This window comes from Enterococcus sp. RIT-PI-f (assembly GCF_001297065.1).
Lineage (GTDB): Bacteria > Bacillota > Bacilli > Lactobacillales > Enterococcaceae > Enterococcus_D.
In genome coordinates, this window is record NZ_LHOX01000017.1 from 181,945 (window position 1) to 202,230 (window position 20,286).

Below are 20,286 nucleotides of genomic sequence, written 5' to 3' on the forward strand. Positions count from 1 at the left end.
ATTGCTAATTCTTTGTCAATACTTCCTGATAGACTGATTGCAGCTCCTTGCCGATGGCATCAATACTTTTCTCTTGCGCCGTACGATAGCCGGCATCTGTTAGGTCAGGCAATTCATTGTTGAGGAGGGCCTTGATCTTGGCTGCAAATTCAAGGTTATTTCTTCCCATATAACTATTTTCACCATCTTTGAGCCAACCTTGATACACAGGGATGTCTCTTACCAAAATTTGCTGTTTGCTCGCCAGCGCTTCAAGTACGACGATGCCTTCTGTTTCCTCATATGAAGGAAAAAAGAATAAATCAGCCCCGGAATACGCACCTTCAATGATGTCTCCTTTAATATAACCTGGGAAGCGCACATTGCTTGGGTGATCCCCGTTGACAAGGTCCCGTATTTTTTTGGGGATCGTCATCATCGGCGTGTGACCAAACCAAATAAAGGTATACTCTGGCAATTGTTTGGCAATCTCCACAAAATCTAAAATTCCTTTGCGTTCAAAAAACAACCCTACTGAAATAATGACTTTTTGATCCGGATCAATCTTAAAATAATCGCGAAAGGCTTGTTCTTTTTCCACATTGGGTTGGTATTTTGCCAAATCGATGCCGTTTGAGATCGCTTTGATAGGGACAGTCAAGCCATATCCTGTTAATAATTCTTTAGAATAAGGGGTCGGAGTGATCAACTGATCGGCTCTGGCATATAAATTGATCAAATATTTTTTGTATAATGGCGATAACTGATTCGAACCAATAAATGAATTCCGAAAATCTTCTTCTGTTGAATGGGCGTGGTAAATGACTTTCTTCCCATGCCGTTTGGCTTTATTGACCATGTGCAAACTATTCACACCATAGGTATTGATATGCAAAATATCATAATCCTCTGCGTGTCGGTCTAATGTATAGTCGATGCCAACATCGGTCAATGCTCTTTGCTGGTGGGCTAAAGCTCTGCCAATTCCTGACTTCGCTAATAATTTTTCTCCTTCAAAATAAAGAAGTACTTTCAAACATAACTCCTCCTTGTGCTGCGGTTGTCTACATATAAGTATAGCATAGCCAATAGCAGACACACTCCTACCAAGGTCCTAGATACTGCGTGTTCCTATTCTCCATGATACTGGAATCACTAAAAATAGCAACGATTATAGGTATGATATGACAAAACTGTTCGTTGATTCACCAGGTGTCAACATATAAAAAAAGACAGTAAGCCAAAGCTTACTGCCTTAATATGTTTGCTTATTTGACATACTCTTCGATCAATGCCACAACGTCTTCCATTGTGTCACAATCTTCTAAAGCACGTTTTGCTAATTCTTGCATATCTGTGGTAGATAAGCGTTTCATCAAGCTACGTGTTTTTAGTACAGAGGTTGCACTCATTGAAAATTCATCTAAGCCCATACCTACAAGCAACGGTACAGCTGTTTGATCCCCAGCCATTTCGCCGCACATACCAGCCCATTTACCTTCAGCATGCGCTGCATCGATCACGTTTTTGATCAAACGTAAAATTGATGGGTTGTATGGTTGGTACAAGTAAGATACACGCTCATTCATTCGGTCGGCAGCCATTGTGTATTGGATCAAATCATTGGTACCAATACTGAAGAAGTCAACTTCTTTAGCAAATTTGTCTGCTAAAACAGCTGCAGCTGGAATTTCGATCATGATACCAACTTGGATATCATTAGAAACTTCAACACCTTCATCGATCAATTTTTGACGCTCTTCATCGTACATTTTTTTCGCAGTCCGGAATTCTTTCAATGTTGCCACCATTGGGAACATGATACGTAGATTTCCATGTGCAGATGCACGAAGCAAAGCACGTAATTGCGTACGGAACATATCGTCACCTAGTTCAGACAAGCTGATACGCAATGCGCGATAACCTAAGAATGGATTCATTTCATGAGGCAATTTAAGATAAGGAAGTTCTTTATCTCCACCGATGTCCATTGTGCGGACAACAACTGGTTTTCCAGCCATTCCTTCTAAAACTGCTTTATATGCTTTGTATTGGTCTTCTTCTGTTGGGAAATCAGGAGAATCCATGTACAAGAATTCAGTACGGTATAAACCGACTGCTTCTGCACCATTGTTATGCACACCTTCTAAATCTTTAGGTGTACCGATATTTGCAGCTAATTCAAAGTGCTTGCCATCAGCGGTCACTGTTTCAGCATCTTTCAATTTTTCCCATTCTGCTTTTTGTTCAGCGTAAGCTTCGCCTGCTTTGATAAATTCAGCTGATTGGTCTTCTGTTGGGTTCACGATCACATCGCCAACGATCCCATTTACAGCTATAATATCTCCTGCTTTCACTTTTGCGGTGATTTCCATCGTTCCAACGATCGCTGGAATTTCTAAAGACCGCGCCATGATTGCAGAGTGAGATGTACGTCCACCGATATCTGTAACAAAAGCTTTGACAAAGTTGCGGTCCAATTGCGCTGTATCACTTGGTGTCAAGTCATGGGCAATCACAACGACTTCTTCATCAATCATTGAAGGATTCGGCAAGGTTACATTCAGCAAATGCGCCAAGATACGTTTTGCAACATCTTTGATATCCGCAGCCCGTTCTTGCATGTAAGCATTGTCATCCATTGCTTCAAACATACCAATATACATGTCAGTCACTTCTTTCAATGCTGCTTCAGCATTGACTTTGTTGTCTGCCACGTTTTGTTTGATTTGACCGATCATTTCTGGATCTGAAAGAACCATTAAATGCGCGTCAAATACTTGTGCTTCTGCTTCGCCTAGTGTTTGCGCAGCTTTGTCACGGATTTGTTGCAATTCCGCTGTCGACTTAGCTAACGCTTCATCTAAACGTGTTTCCTCTGCTGCCGTATCTTCAACTGTTACTTTCGAAAAAGATAAATCAGGTTGTACTAACAGGTAGGCTTTCGCAACGGCAACGCCATCACTAGCAGCAATTCCTTTTAGCATCTCAACCATTATTCAGACAAACCTTCTTTTTTCATTGTTTCAACGATTGCAGCGATTGCATCTGCTTCGTCAGCACCTTCAGCAGTGATCGTTACGTCAGAACCTTGGCCAACGCCTAATGACATAACACCCATGATTGATTTAAGGTTTACTGATTTGCCTTTGTATTCTAAGTTGATATCAGAGTTGAATTTGCTTGCTGTTTGTACTAATAATGTAGCTGGACGTGCGTGGATACCTGTCTCAGCAACTACGTGAAAATCTTTCTTTTCCATATTGATCAATCTCCCTTATGAACCATTTTTTTGTGTGAAGGCATCTTTTTATTCGTGGCAAAAGCACGATTAAAAAATTACCCTTTCAACTGTTAAGATTACCATTTTTTTCTTAGTTAGACAACCGTTTTCTCTTAAATAAACGATTGAAATCTATCGCTTATTTATTTTCTGGCAGATATCGATAAATGATATTTCCATTCAGACCAGCTTCTCCAACGAATTTGACCCGATCTTCACATTGCAGCCAGACATCGCGAAAAGCCAAAAATTGCGGTTGCGTCACGAGCAGCTCTTTGATCTCCCCACTTCGTAATTGATTGATGCTGGTGTTGAAATCGATGTTTTCCATAAGTTATCGTTCACCTCTTTGCTTCTATTATATGCGATATATGACCACTTGAAAAGTTGCTTAAAAAAGTCAGCCGCTGTCTTAAAATGATCAAGTTTAAATGGTTGCAGTCTGACAAAAAGTCAGTATAATAGAAGTATGGTCAGTAAAGGTCAATGGTTACATTGATGAATGGCCCTCCCTCATACAATCAGCCAAAACATTGGCGGAGATTAAAGGGATGCAGGATAAACATCAGAAAGGTCGTGTATCTATGCTTTGTCAAAATTGTGGTAAAAATGAAGCGTCGATTCATTTGTATGCCAATGTCAATGGTCAAAGAAAACAATTAGATTATTGTCAAAGTTGTTATCAAAAATTAAAATCTCAATCAGGAAATGCTGCCGCCGCGATGGCGCAAGATCCATTTGGTTTTGGAAACTTAGATGATCTATTTCGTCAAATGTCACGCCAAATGCAGCAAGGAAACCCCTCCGACCAAACGCCTCCGACACAAACAGGCGGCAATGGATTTGTAGGCGGTCAGCCGCCACGTACCAACCAAGCAGCCAATGGGTTATTAGGCGAATATGGCATCAATATCACCCAAATGGCTCGTGACGGTGAAGTTGATCCCGTTGTCGGGCGCGACAATGAAATCAAACGGGTGATCGAAATCTTAAATCGCCGTACCAAAAACAATCCAGTCTTGATCGGTGAACCAGGTGTCGGTAAAACGGCTGTTGTTGAAGGATTGGCCCAAAAAATCGTTGACGGCGATGTGCCGCAAAAATTAATGGACAAAGAAGTCATCCGATTAGATGTGGCTTCCCTTGTTCAAGGCACCGGGATTCGCGGTCAGTTTGAAGAACGGATCCAAAAATTGATTGAAGAAATCAAACAAGCGGAAAACGTCATTCTATTTATCGATGAAGTCCATGAAATCGTCGGCGCAGGTGCTGCTGGTGATGGCAACATGGATGCCGGCAACATCTTGAAACCAGCACTTGCCCGCGGAGAACTGCAAATGGTTGGGGCAACTACTCTAAACGAATACCGCATCATTGAAAAAGATGCAGCATTAGAAAGACGTTTGCAACCGGTTCGTGTTGATGAACCAACAGTTGAAGAAACCATTCGAATCTTGCAAGGTCTGCAACCGCGATATGAAGATTATCATCATGTGCGGTATACCGATGAAGCGATCAAAGCTGCAGCAACTTTATCAAATCGCTATATCCAAGATCGTTTCTTACCAGATAAAGCGATCGACTTGTTGGATGAAACGGGTTCAAAGAAAAACTTAACGATCCAAATCGTCGATCCTAAAATGATCGATAAAAAACTGCAAGAAGCTGAAGCGCAAAAACAAGCTGCTTCTCAAGAAGAAGACTTCGAAAAAGCGGCCTATTATCGCGATCAGATCAATAAATTGCAAAAAATGAAAGAACGTCAGATCAGTGATGAGGAAACGCCTGTTATCACAGAAAAAGACATGGAACAAATCGTTGAAGAACGGACCAATATCCCTGTCGGTGATTTGAAAGAAAAAGAACAAACCCAATTGAAAAATTTAGCGGATGACCTGAAAGCCAAAGTTATTGGTCAGGAAGAAGCCATCGATAAAGTAGCCAAAGCCATTCGCCGCAATCGCGTCGGTCTAGGCAAACAAAATCGACCAATCGGTTCCTTCTTATTCGTGGGTCCAACGGGTGTCGGAAAAACGGAATTGGCCAAACAATTGGCCTATGAATTATTCGGTTCCGCAGATTCAATGATTCGGTTTGACATGTCAGAATATATGGAAAAACATAGCGTGGCAAAACTGATTGGTTCGCCTCCAGGCTACGTGGGCTATGAAGAAGCTGGTCAATTGACTGAAAAAGTGCGTCGTAATCCATATAGTTTGATTTTATTGGATGAAGTCGAAAAAGCCCATCCAGATGTATTGCATATGTTCTTGCAAATCCTCGATGATGGCCGATTGACTGACGCGCAAGGCAGAACCGTCAGCTTCAAGGATACGTTGATCATTATGACCAGCAATGCAGGTACAGGCAAAGTCGAAGCCAATGTTGGTTTTGGTGCCGCCAGAGAAGGCATCACCCGCTCCGTCTTGAATCAATTGAATAATTACTTTACACCTGAATTCTTGAACCGCTTCGACGGAATCGTCGAATTCCAATCATTGAGCAAAGAAAACTTGTTATCGATTGTTTCCTTGATGTTGGATGAAGTCAACCAAACGCTGCAACCGCAAAAAATTTCGATCGATGTCCCACAAGATGTCCAAGAAAAATTGGTCGACCTCGGCTATAGCGCAACTATGGGGGCCCGTCCTTTACGTCGGACGATCCAAGATCAAATCGAAGATGGCATCGCTGAGTATTATCTAGAACATCCAGACTTACGTACGCTGCAAGCAGCAATCGATGACGAAGACAAAATCATCGTGACCGCAAAAAGTACTGCGGAGGAACCTCAAGAAATCACAAGTGAAAATGAACAAGAATAACTTGACTATGCGTTCATAAGTCAATCCCTCGACGCCAGACAACTATGTTACCCAAAAAATTTGGATTTTCTGAGTTGTCTGGCTTTTCTTTTGAAAAAAAACGCCCTATAATGTTATTAATAAATACATAGAATGTGAGGTGAGTCTGGTGAAATTGATTAATGTGACCAACAGCCATTCTCGACTAGTAATGAATCAGTTAGAAAATACGGATGCGGAACTTGTAAAGGTTTACACTGCTGGTGATACAACGGTGATCTTTACTTCTGCCCCATACCACAATGAAATTTTGCTGATCAACAAAAAACGAAATATCCGTCCGACGGAAATCGACGAGATCAAAGATTATTTCCTGAAAAAATTACCTGAAGGCTCATATGACCCTGCCAGTATTTCAGTGATCCAGATGCCGGACGTAGTAGAGATTTCGATCCAAAAAAATTTAACCTCTTCTAGCAAATAAAAAAATATCTATAAAAGGTGACTGTTGCAGCCCTCTTTTATAGATATATTTTTTTGCCTTTAATCAACGTTTCTTACATCAAACTCTTCAGTTCAACATCCGGATACTTATCTGCGAACCAACGCATCGCAAATTGATTTTCAAATAAGAACAGTGGTTGGTCAAAACGGTCTTTGGCTAAGATATTCCGGCTTGAACTCATGCGTTCATCTAGGTCTTTCGGATCGATCCAGCGCGCAATTTTATTCCCCATCGGCGTCATGATGACTTCTGCATTGTACTCGTTCAACATTCTGTATTGGAATACTTCAAACTGCAATTGACCAACGGCACCAATGATATACTCATCACTCAAGTAAGTTTTGTATAACTGGATCGCGCCTTCTTGAACCAATTGATAGATTCCTTTATGGAATGATTTTTGTTTCATCACATTTTTGGCTGTGACTTTCATAAACAATTCTGGTGTAAAGGAAGGCAATTCTTCGTAGGCAACTTTTAATTTTCCTTCGTAGATCGTATCACCGATTTGGTAATTTCCCGTATCATATACACCGATAATATCCCCGGCAACGGCTTCTTCAATATTTTCGCGCGTATCCGCCATAAATTGCGTCACATTACTCAGTTTCATTTTCTTGCCTGTCCGTTCTAAAGTCACATCCATACCTCGCTCAAAGGTACCTGAGCAAATACGGACAAATGCGATCCGGTCACGGTGGGCTGGGTTCATATTGGCTTGAATCTTAAAGACAAAGCCGGACATTTCTGGTTCATAGGGACTGACTTCTGTATCCGCCAATGTTTTGTGCCCATAAGGAGCTGGTGCAAATTGTAAGAACGTTTCTAAGAATGTCTGCACACCAAAGTTTGTCAATGCTGAACCAAAGAAGACAGGTGTTTGTTCTCCTCGTGCAATTTTTTCGGTATCAAATGAATCGCCGGCTTCTTGCAGCAATTCTACTTCTTCTAAAACTTGCTGGAAAAGACCATCTTGACTAAATGGATGGTCAGCAGGCAAATGCCCTTCGTCATCCAAGGTTACCAACCGTTCGCCGCCATGGTTGTCCGGGCGGTAAAACTCAATCCGTTGATTGTGGATGTCATATAAACCTTCCAACCCTTTCCCCATACCGATCGGCCAGTTCATTGGAAAAGATTCAATCGCCAATAAATCTTCTAATTCTTCTAACAGCTCTAATGGTTCACGACCGTCACGATCTAACTTGTTGATGAAAGTAAAAATTGGAATACCGCGTTTTTTAACTACTTGAAATAGTTTTTTGGTTTGGGCTTCGATCCCTTTGGCACTATCGATCACCATGACTGCACTATCGACAGCCATCAATGTTCGATAAGTATCTTCTGAGAAATCCTCATGTCCAGGTGTATCCAAAATATTGACCCGTTTGTCTTGATAGTCAAATTGCATCACAGAACTAGTGACTGAGATACCACGTTGTTTTTCGATTTCCATCCAGTCAGATTTCGCAAAGTTGCCTGTCTTTTTCCCTTTGACAGTTCCTGCTTGACGAATGGCGCCACCAAACAAAAGCAGCTGCTCAGTGATGGTTGTTTTCCCGGCATCCGGGTGGGAGATGATCGCGAAGGTCCGACGACTATCAACTTGTTGTTTTAATTTTGGGTTATCCATTGTTTATGTAACTCCATTTCTTTATTTACGTATGAACAGAGGAACCCTCTGTAAGATTTCCGACCAAATCAGTATATCATGGAAATAGGCCAGAAAAAAGAAAAAAAGCAACAATACCCATTTCGTTCTTCTGTAAAGAAACGTCGAAATGGGTATCATCGCAATGCCGTCGATCAAAAAGCTGGCACCAATGTATCACTATGGTCTTTTTCTAGAAATTCTTTGACCTTGTCACTCGTCATTGCTTTTCGCAAGACCTTGATCTTCTCAGAATCTTGATTGTCTTCCCGAGCAACTAATGAAATGGCAAATCGATCATCGATGGTTTTTTCTAAAAATAGCGCATCCTCAGGTTTCAACCCGATTTTCGCGATATATGTGGGATAGTTATAAACCAAGGATACGTTAGGTTCTTCATAAGCTTCGGCTAGATTCAGCAAATCTACCGACAACCATTCAAAATTCTTCGGATTCTCTGTGATGTCTTTCAATGTGCCGTTAACACCAACACCGTCTTTGAGAGTGATCAATCCTTGTTCGGCCAAAATCGCCAATGCACGCCCTTCATTTGACACATCGTTTGGCAGTGCGACTTTCGTGCCTTCTGGGATATCGGCAATATCTGTGTACGCTTTTGAATAGAAGCCGACTTTCGCATTGTAGATTTTATCCAACGCCACCAAATGGGCGTCTTTTTCTTCATTAAATTTTTCCATATACGGTTGATGCTGCGCAAAATTGGCATCTACTTCATTATTATTCAGCAATTCGTTGTACTGAATGTTGTCATTGACTTGCACCAGCTCGATCGTCCAACCTTCTTCTACTGCTTCGCCAGCCACTTTGACCACATCGGTCATGGGGGTGGTTTGCGATGCCACTTTAATGACTTTATCATCACTGCTCTCATTATTCGTTGAGCCACAAGCAGCCAACAAACTTAATGCCAATACCCCTACACTTACTACCAAACCTTTTTTCATTTTATATGTCCTCCTATTTTCGTTTATCTAAATGTTTCGCTGTTGTATTCCCCGCCCATTGCAGGATAAAAACCATTACGATCATAAGTATGATCGCGAAATACATGACACCATACTCATAGCGTTGATAGCCGTAACGAATCGCAAAATCTCCAATCCCCCCGCCGCCAACGATCCCCATGACAGTAGAGTAAGAAACCATACTCACGATCGTCGTGGTCAAGGCCAAGACCAAGCCGCTCCTTGCCTCTAGTAACAAAAAAGACCGAATATATTGCCAGCGAGTGACTCCTAATGATTTGGCAAGCAAGGTCACATCTTCTGGAACATCTAAGAGCACTTGTTCCGTCAGACGCGCATAGACGCTGATAGCCACGATACTAAGGGGAAAGCTAGCTGGGATCGGCCCAAACGAACTGCCCAAGAGCATTCTTGTTAACGGAATCAAAGCGACCACAAACAGCAAGAATGGAAAGGAGCGGATGATCGTGACAATCAAATTTAACCCTTCATACGCCAGGGAAAACGCTTGTTTCCTAGTCAGATACATCAACACCCCTAAAGGCAAACCGAGTAAAATCGCTGCACTGATGGAAATCCCCATCATGATGCCCGTTTCGCCTAAAGCTTGCCATAGCTCTGGTAAGTAGTAACGAATACTTTCATTGATCGACATGCCGCAAACTCCTCTCTACCTGTTCCACATAAGAAAGTGCGGATGTGTTGATTGGTTGCGGCTGATGTACAAATTCAGCTGTAAAACGTCCCGACTCAAGTACATAGACTCGATGGCACAATTGTCGTACAACAGAAAGCTCATGACTGACAAAAACAACTGCTGGTTTAAAGGTCTGTTGCACCTTCTGTAAAAGCGCGATGATGTCTTGCTTGGTGTCTTCGTCTAAGGCACTTGTTGGTTCATCACAAAGCAAGATTTTCGGTTCTCTGACCAACGCTCTGGCAATAGCAACTCTTTGTTTCTCGCCCCCACTTAACGTAGCGGGATAATCTTGCGCTTTATCTGCCATTCCGACAAATGCTAAGAGTTCTTCCACAGGTCCACTGGAACGCCCCGCTAATTTTAGTGGTAAATAGACATTATCGAAAACCGACAAATTACTTAATAAATTATACTGTTGAAAAACCATACCTATCTCTCGTTGACACATCAGCCGCTGTTTTTGATTGAACTGATTGACCTTTTGTCCATCAATGATGATCTCACCTTGATCTGGTTGTTCGATCAAATTCAACAGGCGCAGCAAAGTCGATTTTCCTGACCCGCTTTTGCCTACCACACCCACGATTTCACCCGCAGCTACCGAGAAAGACAGCTGATCTAAAACCGGTTGGCTATATCTTTTTGCTATATCTTGAACGGTTAACATGGTGGCCTCCTTAGTGGAACAATAAATCGAGAAACTCAGCGTGTGTCATTTGATGAATATATTGATCCAATGGTTGCTTCAGCAAGATTTCTTTGACCGTATCATATTGAAACGGCGCCCCTACTAAAGCATCTTGCAAATGCTTGATCCCTTTCTGCCCAAAAAAATCGCCATTGATCCTTAGGTCAGTGATCATCCCTTTGGCAACAGAAAAATTGATTTCCACAATGCCTACACGCGCATAACGTTTTCGTTTCTGCCAATCAAAAGCAGGTGCTTCATCAAAGATCCATTTGGGATTTGCATAGCGCTCATGATAGATTGCCTCAATAGCTTGCTGATCCTCATCGGTCAGTTGCAGTTCTTGTGACTTGATTGCCTCAATTGATCCAACACCATATATGTGGCATAGCAAGGCATCCCGAAAGGCATAGGTATCTAACGCTTGATAGGTTGCTGATAAATAAGGCTTGATATTGGTGACACTTTTGCGGACAGATTTTGTCGCTTTTGACGCGATTTTTTCTTCAGCAACATGCAAGACTTGGGTCAATGCATCCAGATCAACATCGAACATCAGCGTTCCGTGGGCATACGTACGGTCTTTTTTGGTATACATTGCATTTCCTGAGAATTTTTTGCCATCGATATAAAGATCATTGCGGCCGTGAACCGTGACGCCTTCAGCTCCCATCGCAGCTAACCCTTTCATGATCGGTTGGGTCGCACTCTGATAGTCGCCAAATCTGCCGGCATCTTTTTTAGTCACAAAACTAAAACTCATATTGCCTAAATCATCATAGACTGCCCCGCCACCCGAAGTCCTGCGTGTCAAAACAATTGATTTTGACTGCAAGTAGGCTAAATCAATTTCTTGATAGGCATTTTGATTCCTACCGATTATAACACAAGGTTTTTGTATATATAACAGTAAACAAGGTTCTTGAATATCTACGTTATCCATCAAATATTCTTCAGTCGCCAAATTCATGCGAATATCATCACTAGGCATCCGAAAAAATTTCATATTATGTACCTCCATTCATTTCCATACGTTATATAGGGTTGCTTGATTAGAGAGTAAAAGCAACTCATTTGGTTGGAATTAAATCAAAAATGTTCTTTTATCTGTTTTTTGTCTGTACTATTTTATTCTTCTATCCTACATGTTCCACGTCTATAATGCAAGGGCATTCAATCAATTGATACAAAAAAAAACCAACACACGAGGCATTGGTTTCAAAAAATCATCTTCTAGGTTCATCTTCTTCAAAATCTTTACGGAAATAACGCCGTTCTTCTTCAGGTTCGATGTCGCGATCTTCAGGATCGTGGAACTTCACCCGAATCTTCAATACACGAGAACCTTCCATTTCTTCAGAGATCAACGTGACATTGTCCACTTCAAAAGAAAGCTTTTCTCCATCATCTGGAATCAACCCTAAGGCCGTGATCAAATAGCCAGCCATTGTATCGACATCACTCATATGCAAACTCATATGAAAGGCTTCGTTAAAATCATCGATCAACATCCGCCCTTGGATCACATATTCTTGATCAGAGATTTTTTCATATAACTCTTCGACTTCATCCGACTCATCATCGATCTCACCAACGATTTCTTCCAATAAGTCTTCTAAAGTAACCAATCCAACGACGCCGCCATATTCATCCAGCAAAATCGCCATTTGATTTTGGGTCTTCTTCAACTCATACAGCAAATCATCGATAAAGACCGTTTCAGGAACAAACAATGGTTCTTGCAGGATCTGTTGGATGTCCATTGATTCAAATCCATGCTTATACGCACATTTCAAAAGATTTTTGGTGTGCAATACGCCAACAACTTTATCTTTGTCCTCATTATATACAGGAATACGAGAATAGTTTTCTGCTAAAATTTCAGTCAAAATTTCTTCTACTGAATCATTGATGTCAACCATGAAAGCAGATGTACGTGGTACCATCACTTCACGGGCAACTTTCGTATCTAACGAGAAGATGCCTTGCAGCATTTCCAGTTCATCTTCTTCGAACACACCTTCTGTTTCCAACATGTACCGCATCTCATCACGGGTCATTTTGGTATCTTCATCGTCAAATTCCATTGGCGTGATCCGCGCCAGCAAGCTCGTCGATGCAGATAAAAGCCAAACGAAAGGTTTTGCGATCGTACCAATCACACGAATCACCCCAGAAGTAAATTGAGCCACTTCTTCTGATTTGTTCATTGCAATACGTTTTGGATACAATTCTCCAAACACGATCGACACGTAAGTCAATATCGCCAATACGATGATATTAGCCAAACTTCTGGCCGCTGATCCTCCACCTAAGTAAGGGGCTAATTTCGTTGACAAGTTATCAGCTAAGGATGCCCCAGATAAGATATTGACCAAAGTGATCCCAACTTGGATCGTTGACAAGAAATTCGTTGGATTCTCAATGATTTTCAATAATTTTTGTGATTTGACATTTCCTTCTTCCGCCTTTTGTTCGACACGGTTTTTGTTGACTGAAACAACCGCAATTTCAGAAGCCGCTAAAAAGGCATTGATTAATGTCAAAACAATCAACAATAAAATTTGCGCTAGAAGCGACTGACTCTCGGGGTCAGCATTCATAATAGCATTCTCTCCTTATTTTCCATTTTTTCTAAAAAAAATCGTGGGCTATGCCCACGATAAAATCCTATCACAAACTATTTTTCTTTGCAATAAAAAACATCAGTCATCCATTTTCAAATAAGCGTTCTTGATTCTTTTTACTTTTGTCATCTCGTACAAGTCGAACAATAAAAATGACGATGGTCCGACAAATCGCATAGAAAGGAACCCCTAAAAAGATCCCTAACAGTCCAGCCAGATTGCCGGCAACCAGTAAGACCAAAATAATCGTTAACGGATGGATCGCTAAAGATTTACCAATCACGTTAGGATAAATGATATTTCCGTCTAGTTGTTGCACGATCAACACCACCAAACAGCATAGCAACGCGCGAAACGGTTCATCAAAGATCGTGACAAGCACCGCTGGGATCAAGCCAAGATAAGGGCCAAGATAGGGAATCAGATTGGTGATCCCTGCGATCACACCAAAAAGAAACGCATAATTGACACCTAAGATCCAATAGCCGATAAAGGTAAATGTCCCAACAAAAATACATTCGATGGCTTGACCGCTAATATAATTCGACAGCGTCTTATTCAGATCATTCAACAGACCAACGATTTGCTCTCGCCTTTTTTCAGGAAAGACTGACTGAATATTTGGTACCAATTTCTCGCCATCTTTCAGCATATAGAACAAAATGAACGGCACTGTCACGATGATCATCGTGGCAGAAGCGATCGTTCCAACGATCGATCCTAAACTTGTCGATACACCGCTTAAAAACTGTTGAATGATCGAGCCATAAGAAAGATTCAAGTTTTCAAGTTGCTGTGCAATATCGATCTGTTGAAAAATCGGGTCATCAGCTAAAGAATAGATCCAACTTTCCATGTTGCGGGCAAAGCTAGGAATATTTTCAGCCAACTGTGAGATTTGATTGACCAGATTAGGGATAAAACTAAAGAACATCAAAACGATTGCGCCCAGCAAAAGAAAAAGCACACTGATCACGGCAAATACCCGTTTCATTTTGATTGTCTTCATCAGAAAGACAACGATTGGATTCAGTAAATAGTATAGAAACCCCGCAATCAAGACCGGGGCAAATAATGTAGAAAAGAACGTTCCTAATGGTGCAAACAAGAAATTGATTTTACTCAAAACGAAAACAAGTGTGACGATAACCAAAGACTCTAATGACCAAAAGAACAGTTTTGATTGTTTGATTTTATCGAACAAAAAATTCCCTCCTTTTTTCTATATTATAGAATACTTCTGCAAAAAAAGCTTGCGACTTAAGAAGGAAAAAGTTATTTTGGTATAAAAAATGCTATACTAATAAAAAAACAAGAAAAACGTGTTGAGGTGAAGGAACATGCATGTTGCACAAACAAAAGATACATTAAGCGGTATTTACCTAGATTCTTTGAAAATCAGAAATACAGTCTTTGTCAAAGAACAAGGCGTGCCGCTCTCATTAGAAGTCGATGAAAATGAAGCACTGGCGATCCATTTTGTTTTATATGATGATCAAAATCAAGCAGTTGCAACTTTACGTTTCTTGCCAATCAGTGATCAAATGATGAAATTACAACGCATGGCAGTGCCCAAAAGCCATCGTGGCCATGGGTATGGACGAATCTTGATCGAAGGCGCCGAAACATTTGCGCGAAACCACCGCGTCGAGAAAATCACACTAGGTGCGCAATTGACCGCGAAAGAGTTTTATCAAAAATTAGGCTATCAGCCTGAAGGTGATATTTTCTTAGATGCGGATATGCCCCATATCAAAATGACGAAAGTATTGGCTTAATCCAAAAAAATCCACGTCGGACTATCAATCGTCCAGCGTGGATTTTTTGGTTGCAACTGAACCTCAATTCGCCGCAACCATCTCTTTCAATGCTGCAAGCAAACCTGTGGCAACTTGAGCCGCGTACCCGTCCGAAGTGATCACCTGCAGATCGTGGTCGCTATTCAAATAACCCAATTCAATCAAAATCGCTGGAACATATTGTTCGCGGATCACAAAATAGTTGCCGAAACGTGACCCATTACTGACCAAGTCAACGTGAGAGACCAACTGATCAGCAATCGTCGTCGCGATCGTTTCATAGGAAGGATAATAATAATAGACAGTAAACCCTTGATTGCCATTTGGCACATTGTAATTGTCATAATGAATACTCAGAAACAAGTCTGGTTCAGCGTCTAAAGAGATCGCTGTGATATCGGCCAAAGCTAGATATTGATCCTCTTGCCGGGTATAGGACACTTGCACGCCGACATCACTTAGGGTTTGCCCAATCGTTAATACGGTCTGCAACGTTAGATCTTTTTCCATGATCGTGCCATCCGTAGACAAGGCACCGGAATCACTGCCGCCATGTCCAGCATCTAAGACGATTTTGAGATCTGATAAGGTTTTGGGGGCATCGTTGATCGTCACCTCAGAGATCTCACCATTGGCTTGCGGAATGTAGCCAGTCAACCCATCATCGGTTTTGATTTGGATCAAATCAGCCGTTTGAGACAAATACTCAACCCATGAACCCCGATGGACTTCCCCCACGACTGTGGTCATATCCGTTGTCTGATACAGTTGAACATAGTCACTTTCGCTTTCCACCGTTGCGTCATAAAGAGATGGATCGACATAAATCTGAACTTTCTTTATTTTTTGCTGTGTTCTCGTCGTTGTTTCTGTCAAAGAGGACGTAGTGGTTTCTGTTGCCTCTTCACTTTGTTCCCCTTCGGAGGCATGCCTCGTTTTGACTACCAGCAACACAGTCACTGCTATCACCAAAATCAACGCGGTAAATAGTTTTGCTTTTTTCATTCTCAACATCCTTAATCGATTGCTGTTCTTCAGATTACCAATGACAGCTTAAACCAAACTTAACCTGCTCTTTTCATTATGGACCAAAAAACAAGCAGTGACCAAAGATACCCTCTATTCTCAGAGGAACAAAAAAACTCCAACCATTTCGGTTGAAGTTTCGCGGTTAAATGAGTAAGTCTACTCATTCGCCTTATTTTTGAGACAATTGCTTGTAGCGATCATACCAAATGTCCACATACCCTGGTGAAAAGGGGCCTTTGCCATTATTGATCCAATCTACTAAAATCTTGACATTTTCTTTTAAAATAAAGTCAGTGTCTTGCGGATATTGCATGATTTTGCTGTGCAATTCATATTCATCCACATCTAGTAAACGTTTCTCGCCATCGGGAAATACTTTGATATCAAGGTCATAATCGATATACTTCAAAGCCTCTTCATCAAGTAAATACGGTGAAGCAAGATTACAATAATAGGAAACCCCCTTTTCTCTAATCATTGCGATTACATTAAACCAGTATTTTTTATGAAAATATACAATTGCTGGTTCACGGGTAACCCAGCGTCTTCCATCTGATTCTGTCACCAATGTATGATCATTGACGCCAATCACTGAAAATTCGCTGGTCTTTAAGACCATCGTATCCCGCCACGTTCGATGCAAATTGCCATCATGTTTGTAACTTTGAATGCTTACAAACTCTCCTTCTTTTGGAACTCGCATAGCAACCCTTCCCTCAGCAAGTGACCTTGCGTTTTGTTTGGGTGTTCATTACACCGACATCGGTATAATTATAGCAATAAAAGACTCCTTTGCCTAGAAATCTTTATCGAGTTTCTGATATTTCTTTAATTGGGCAACTAATTTTTGCTGCGGCTTTGGAAAAACATACGTATCAAAAGCCGTTTCCTTGACCCACTCTCCCGATGCGACCTCAAAAGATTGCCGCTTGACACCATAAAAAAGCAATATATGCCATTTTAAATGGGTGAACAAATGCGTGATCTCTCCAAAATGACGTTTTTGCCAAATGACTGGCCATTCAGGGAAAATATCCGGTGTCAGCTCTTCAGCAATCAAATCGAGCTGGCCGGGTTGTTCTGCTTTATCCCAGAGCGAAGCCAGATGCACGTACTCTTTTTTGGTGACTTCACGCAAGGGAAAATGCCACATCGATGCCAACAAGCCCGTTTCTGCACGCTGCGTCAGTAAAAATGTCCCGTCATCTTCAATTGCACCTGCGACAAAATAGACATCTTTTGCTTTGGCTTTCTTAGATTTCACTGGATAATCCGTTTGGTTATTTTCCGCAAAAGCCAGACAATAACGACGAATTGGGCATTCTCCGCATTTAGGCGACGTTGGGGTACAAATGCTTGAACCTAGATCCATAAATGCTTGATTAAACTCCCCAGGTTCACTTTCTGACATGATCTGCCGCATCTTTTGATCGAATATCGGCCGACTGCTGGCTTTGGCAATATCTGCATCAATACAAAACAAACGGCTAACAACCCGCATCACATTGCCATCAATGGCCGGTTCCGGTAAGCCGAAAGCAATACTGCCGATGGCACCCGCTGTATAAGGACCAATCCCCTTGAGAGATCGGATATCTTCAACTGTTGCAGGCATTTTCCCATCATATAAAGCCACGATCTGTTGGGCAGCTGCTTTTAAGTTGCGGGCCCGAGAATAATAGCCTAATCCCTCCCAGACTTTTAAAAGTTTTTGTTCTTCTGCCTGGGCCAAAGCATCGATTGTTGGGAACTCTTCCATGAAGCGATAAAAGTAGCCAATCACCGTATCGACTCTGGTTTGCTGCAGCATGATTTCTGAGATCCAGATAGCATAAGGATCATTGGTTGCCCGCCACGGCAAATTCCTTTTCTCTAAATGATACCAGTGTAAAAAGTCTTCTTGAAAGCCGCTGATTTTTTCTTGAGACCAATTGAATTCCTGTTTACTCATCCATGACTTCCTCATCTAAAAATTGTTGAATATCTTCAATAGAAAAACCTTTTTGATACAACGCTTGTTTGATTTTCATTTTGCGTTTCATCAAAGGCAAGCGCTGATGGCGTCGAAGCAGACGGGCGCCTTCTTTTTGTAAGGCACTATCTTCTTGTTCTTGGTCTTTTTCCATCGGCAGTTCATCGAGAATCATCTGAATCACTTGTTGCTGAAACCCTTTTTGCATCAAATGGAGTTTCAGTTTTTGGATCGTTTCCTTATGACTTTTGTTTTGGAAACGGCGCAATGCCTTTTCAGCAGTGTGATAGCCCACGTCAAATTGCAGCTCTTCGGTATATAGTGGCAAGACTTCTTGGATCACGGTTTCTTTCAAACCTTTCTTTTTTAACTGCTGTCCGACGACGATCGGCCCTTTATCGCTGATCCTGATTTGGGTCCGAACGTAACTTTCCCCATAGATTTTGTCATCGATCAAGTTTAAGTCTTTTAAACGATCGATCACTAGCTGTCGATCGTGGCTGTCAATTTCCTTATCCTTGAGATATATCCGTACATCCATTTCAGAACGCAATTGATAACTGATATAGTTCATTGCCTGTTGTAAGCCTAGATCGAACCCCGCACTTTTTTTGATTTCTTTGATTTCTTCTTTCGTGAGTTCTTTGCCTTTTAAAAGTCTGAAGCGAACAAGCAGATCTTCTGAGACCCTCAGTATTTCCCCTTCCGATGTTTCCACTTCATAAAAAGGACCTTTGCCTTTATTGATTCGAATAATTGTTATCATTTCTTCACCTCGCGAACGTACATTCTATTTTAACATAAGTTTGGAGATAATCCCGCTAAAAGAATTCAATTTTTGTGGTAGAATAGGTTGAATACATATCAAAGGAGTTCCCATGGCAAACATTCAAGTTGAACTAGGACAAAAACTACAGTTAACCATCAAGCGATTGGGTATAAATGGAGAGGGCATCGGCTATTATAAAAAGCTGATCGTATTTGTTCCCCGCGTGCTTCCTGGTGAGCAAGTGATCGCCGAGGTGACCAAAGCCTCCCCGCGTTTCGCTGAGGCCAAAATGACCAAAATCATCAAAAAAAGCCAAGACCGCATCCAACCTCCCTGCAAATTCTATGATCGCTGCGGGGGATGCCAATTACAGCATTTGGTTTATGACAAGCAGTTGGATTTTAAAAAAGATCTATTGAAACAAGCCTTAGAAAAATTCAAACCGCAAGGCTACCGTCAATTCGAGTTGCGTAATACCTTAGGGATGGACGAACCTTGGCATTATCGCAACAAAGCCCAATTCCAGTTACGCTACAACGCCCAAACGAAACGTGTGGAGGCGGGGCTATACGAAATGGAGTCCCATCGTCTGGTAGCGATCGATGACTGTCTGGTCCAAGAAAAAGATACGCAAATGGTCATCAATCGGGTCGTCCAATTACTGAACAAATACCAAATCCCCATTTACGACGAACGCAAAAACAGCGGCATCCTTCGGACATTGATGGTACGGGTGGGTGTCGCAACTGGCGAGATCCAACTGGTGTTTATCACCAATTCACCGAAATTGCCGCAAAAAAATGCGCTGATTCGGGAAATCAATCAACGCATACCTGAAGTTGTCTCGATCATGCAAAATGTCCAAAGCAAAAAAACGTCATTGATCATGGGGGATGACACGATCCATCTTTGGGGCAAAGAAGCAATTGAGGAACGCTTGAACGAATTAACCTTCGACTTATCAGCCAGAGCCTTTTTCCAATTGAATCCCCAGCAAACCAGCATTCTTTATCAAGAAGGGATCAAAGCCCTTGCTCTGAAAAAAGATGAAACCGTCGTTGATGCCTATTGTGGTGTCGGTACGATTGGCTTAAGTGTCGCCAAGCAAGCCAAAGAAGTTCGAGGAATGGACATCATTCCTCAAGCTATCGAGAATGCCAAAGAAAATGCCAAAAGAATTGGTGCAGCCAATACCCACTATGAGACAGGTACTGCTGAAGAATTGTTGCCAAAATGGTTTAAAGAAGGCTTCAAGCCAGACAGTATCATTGTTGACCCGCCACGGACAGGCTTGGATGACAAATTATTGCAGGCAATCATCCAACAGCCGCCTAAAAAAATGGTGTATATTTCCTGCAACGTTTCGACCTTAGCTCGAGATCTGGTAAAACTGGCCACTGTCTTTCGCGTCGATTATCTGCAATCCGTCGATATGTTTCCTCAAACTGCTCGATGCGAAGTCGTCGTTAAATTGACACGTCTTTGATCCAACAA

At 41.7% G+C, this 20,286-nt stretch carries 19 protein-coding genes; 4 read left to right on the forward strand and 15 right to left on the reverse strand.

Annotation, left to right across the window (positions count from 1 at the left end; genetic code table 11):
• Nucleotides 1–4: 4 nt before the first annotated feature.
• The 4 genes from AEQ18_RS10790 to AEQ18_RS10805 all read right to left on the reverse strand — a co-directional run bounded on the left by AEQ18_RS10790 (nt 5) and on the right by AEQ18_RS10805 (nt 3,593).
• On the reverse strand, nt 5–1,015 hold the full coding sequence (locus AEQ18_RS10790) for a glycosyltransferase family 4 protein (RefSeq protein ID WP_054116349.1): 1,011 nt from the start codon (nt 1,013–1,015) through the stop codon (nt 5–7).
• Between the two features lie 232 nt (nt 1,016–1,247).
• Nucleotides 1,248–2,975: a phosphoenolpyruvate--protein phosphotransferase gene (gene ptsP / locus AEQ18_RS10795; RefSeq protein WP_054116350.1), complete on the reverse strand. Its 1,728-nt coding sequence runs from the start codon at nt 2,973–2,975 to the stop codon at nt 1,248–1,250.
• Nucleotides 2,975–3,241 (reverse strand): phosphocarrier protein HPr, encoded by a 267-nt coding sequence (locus AEQ18_RS10800; protein WP_003126335.1) that lies wholly within the window; start codon nt 3,239–3,241, stop codon nt 2,975–2,977. Before AEQ18_RS10800 ends, ptsP begins: the two co-directional genes overlap by 1 nt.
• A 160-nt stretch (nt 3,242–3,401) precedes the next feature.
• On the reverse strand, nt 3,402–3,593 hold the full coding sequence (locus AEQ18_RS10805; RefSeq protein WP_054116351.1) for a hypothetical protein: 192 nt from the start codon (nt 3,591–3,593) through the stop codon (nt 3,402–3,404).
• A 253-nt stretch (nt 3,594–3,846) separates the two neighbouring features.
• On the opposite strand from AEQ18_RS10805, the gene AEQ18_RS10810 reads away from it, so the two are divergent.
• Entirely contained in the window at nt 3,847–6,087 is a 2,241-nt protein-coding gene (locus AEQ18_RS10810; protein ID WP_054116420.1) for an ATP-dependent Clp protease ATP-binding subunit, read from the forward strand.
• A 148-nt stretch (nt 6,088–6,235) separates the two neighbouring features.
• Complete coding sequence (locus tag AEQ18_RS10815) at nt 6,236–6,550, forward strand: DUF1827 family protein (RefSeq protein ID WP_054116352.1); 315 nt, start codon at nt 6,236–6,238, stop codon at nt 6,548–6,550.
• A 73-nt stretch (nt 6,551–6,623) separates the two neighbouring features.
• Here the strand turns inward: AEQ18_RS10815 and AEQ18_RS10820 are convergent, their stop codons facing one another.
• The 7 genes from AEQ18_RS10820 to AEQ18_RS10850 all read right to left on the reverse strand — a co-directional run bounded on the left by AEQ18_RS10820 (nt 6,624) and on the right by AEQ18_RS10850 (nt 14,427).
• Entirely contained in the window at nt 6,624–8,204 is a 1,581-nt protein-coding gene (locus AEQ18_RS10820; protein ID WP_054116353.1) for a peptide chain release factor 3, read from the reverse strand.
• A 173-nt stretch (nt 8,205–8,377) separates the two neighbouring features.
• Nucleotides 8,378–9,187, reverse strand: coding sequence for a MetQ/NlpA family ABC transporter substrate-binding protein (locus AEQ18_RS10825; RefSeq protein WP_054116354.1), 810 nt, complete (start codon nt 9,185–9,187; stop codon nt 8,378–8,380).
• Between the two features lie 13 nt (nt 9,188–9,200).
• Nucleotides 9,201–9,863, reverse strand: coding sequence for a methionine ABC transporter permease (locus tag AEQ18_RS10830; RefSeq protein ID WP_054116355.1), 663 nt, complete (start codon nt 9,861–9,863; stop codon nt 9,201–9,203).
• A complete protein-coding gene (locus tag AEQ18_RS10835; protein WP_054116356.1) occupies nt 9,850–10,575 on the reverse strand; it encodes an ATP-binding cassette domain-containing protein in 726 nt (241 codons plus the stop codon). Before AEQ18_RS10835 ends, AEQ18_RS10830 begins: the two co-directional genes overlap by 14 nt.
• A gap of 10 nt (nt 10,576–10,585) precedes the next feature.
• Nucleotides 10,586–11,602: a lipoate--protein ligase gene (locus AEQ18_RS10840; protein WP_054116357.1), complete on the reverse strand. Its 1,017-nt coding sequence runs from the start codon at nt 11,600–11,602 to the stop codon at nt 10,586–10,588.
• Nucleotides 11,603–11,822: 220 nt separating this feature from the next.
• Nucleotides 11,823–13,199 (reverse strand): hemolysin family protein, encoded by a 1,377-nt coding sequence (locus tag AEQ18_RS10845; protein WP_054116358.1) that lies wholly within the window; start codon nt 13,197–13,199, stop codon nt 11,823–11,825.
• Nucleotides 13,200–13,305: 106 nt separating this feature from the next.
• Nucleotides 13,306–14,427: an AI-2E family transporter gene (locus AEQ18_RS10850; protein WP_054116359.1), complete on the reverse strand. Its 1,122-nt coding sequence runs from the start codon at nt 14,425–14,427 to the stop codon at nt 13,306–13,308.
• Nucleotides 14,428–14,563: 136 nt separating this feature from the next.
• On the opposite strand from AEQ18_RS10850, the gene AEQ18_RS10855 reads away from it, so the two are divergent.
• The gene (locus AEQ18_RS10855) at nt 14,564–15,001 is read left to right on the forward strand and encodes a GNAT family N-acetyltransferase (protein WP_054116360.1); all 438 of its coding nucleotides are present in this window, start codon (nt 14,564–14,566) and stop codon (nt 14,999–15,001) included.
• A 63-nt stretch (nt 15,002–15,064) separates the two neighbouring features.
• Here AEQ18_RS10855 and AEQ18_RS10860 read toward each other — a convergent pair whose 3' ends face one another.
• The 4 genes from AEQ18_RS10860 to recX all read right to left on the reverse strand — a co-directional run bounded on the left by AEQ18_RS10860 (nt 15,065) and on the right by recX (nt 18,789).
• Entirely contained in the window at nt 15,065–16,027 is a 963-nt protein-coding gene (locus tag AEQ18_RS10860) for an N-acetylmuramoyl-L-alanine amidase family protein (protein ID WP_054116361.1), read from the reverse strand.
• 193 nt (nt 16,028–16,220) lie between these two features.
• The gene (gene ntdP / locus AEQ18_RS10865; RefSeq protein WP_054116362.1) at nt 16,221–16,754 is read right to left on the reverse strand and encodes a nucleoside tri-diphosphate phosphatase; all 534 of its coding nucleotides are present in this window, start codon (nt 16,752–16,754) and stop codon (nt 16,221–16,223) included.
• A 93-nt stretch (nt 16,755–16,847) separates the two neighbouring features.
• The gene (mutY, locus tag AEQ18_RS10870) at nt 16,848–18,002 is read right to left on the reverse strand and encodes an A/G-specific adenine glycosylase (RefSeq protein ID WP_054116363.1); all 1,155 of its coding nucleotides are present in this window, start codon (nt 18,000–18,002) and stop codon (nt 16,848–16,850) included.
• Entirely contained in the window at nt 17,995–18,789 is a 795-nt protein-coding gene (recX, locus tag AEQ18_RS10875) for a recombination regulator RecX (protein ID WP_054116364.1), read from the reverse strand. Before recX ends, mutY begins: the two co-directional genes overlap by 8 nt.
• Before the next feature lie 112 nt (nt 18,790–18,901).
• On the opposite strand from recX, the gene rlmD reads away from it, so the two are divergent.
• The gene (rlmD, locus tag AEQ18_RS10880) at nt 18,902–20,278 is read left to right on the forward strand and encodes a 23S rRNA (uracil(1939)-C(5))-methyltransferase RlmD (RefSeq protein ID WP_054116365.1); all 1,377 of its coding nucleotides are present in this window, start codon (nt 18,902–18,904) and stop codon (nt 20,276–20,278) included.
• The last annotated feature ends 8 nt before the right edge of the window (nt 20,279–20,286 follow it).

Bases quoted from the DNA above. Each gene is read 5' to 3' on its own strand.
- AEQ18_RS10830 (WP_054116355.1), bottom strand. From the start codon at position 9,863: ATGTCGATCAATGAAAGTATTCGTTACTACTTACCAGAGCTATGGCAA.
- rlmD (WP_054116365.1), top strand. From the start codon at position 18,902: ATGGCAAACATTCAAGTTGAACTAGGACAAAAACTACAGTTAACCATC.
- AEQ18_RS10840 (WP_054116357.1), bottom strand. From the start codon at position 11,602: ATGAAATTTTTTCGGATGCCTAGTGATGATATTCGCATGAATTTGGCG.
- mutY (WP_054116363.1), bottom strand. From the start codon at position 18,002: ATGAGTAAACAGGAATTCAATTGGTCTCAAGAAAAAATCAGCGGCTTT.
- AEQ18_RS10810 (WP_054116420.1), top strand. From the start codon at position 3,847: ATGCTTTGTCAAAATTGTGGTAAAAATGAAGCGTCGATTCATTTGTAT.
- ntdP (WP_054116362.1), bottom strand. From the start codon at position 16,754: ATGCGAGTTCCAAAAGAAGGAGAGTTTGTAAGCATTCAAAGTTACAAA.
- AEQ18_RS10800 (WP_003126335.1), bottom strand. From the start codon at position 3,241: ATGGAAAAGAAAGATTTTCACGTAGTTGCTGAGACAGGTATCCACGCA.
- AEQ18_RS10845 (WP_054116358.1), bottom strand. From the start codon at position 13,199: ATGAATGCTGACCCCGAGAGTCAGTCGCTTCTAGCGCAAATTTTATTG.
- AEQ18_RS10805 (WP_054116351.1), bottom strand. From the start codon at position 3,593: ATGGAAAACATCGATTTCAACACCAGCATCAATCAATTACGAAGTGGG.
- recX (WP_054116364.1), bottom strand. From the start codon at position 18,789: ATGATAACAATTATTCGAATCAATAAAGGCAAAGGTCCTTTTTATGAA.
- AEQ18_RS10860 (WP_054116361.1), bottom strand. From the start codon at position 16,027: ATGAAAAAAGCAAAACTATTTACCGCGTTGATTTTGGTGATAGCAGTG.
- ptsP (WP_054116350.1), bottom strand. From the start codon at position 2,975: ATGGTTGAGATGCTAAAAGGAATTGCTGCTAGTGATGGCGTTGCCGTT.
- AEQ18_RS10835 (WP_054116356.1), bottom strand. From the start codon at position 10,575: ATGTTAACCGTTCAAGATATAGCAAAAAGATATAGCCAACCGGTTTTA.
- AEQ18_RS10820 (WP_054116353.1), bottom strand. From the start codon at position 8,204: ATGGATAACCCAAAATTAAAACAACAAGTTGATAGTCGTCGGACCTTC.
- AEQ18_RS10825 (WP_054116354.1), bottom strand. From the start codon at position 9,187: ATGAAAAAAGGTTTGGTAGTAAGTGTAGGGGTATTGGCATTAAGTTTG.
- AEQ18_RS10855 (WP_054116360.1), top strand. From the start codon at position 14,564: ATGCATGTTGCACAAACAAAAGATACATTAAGCGGTATTTACCTAGAT.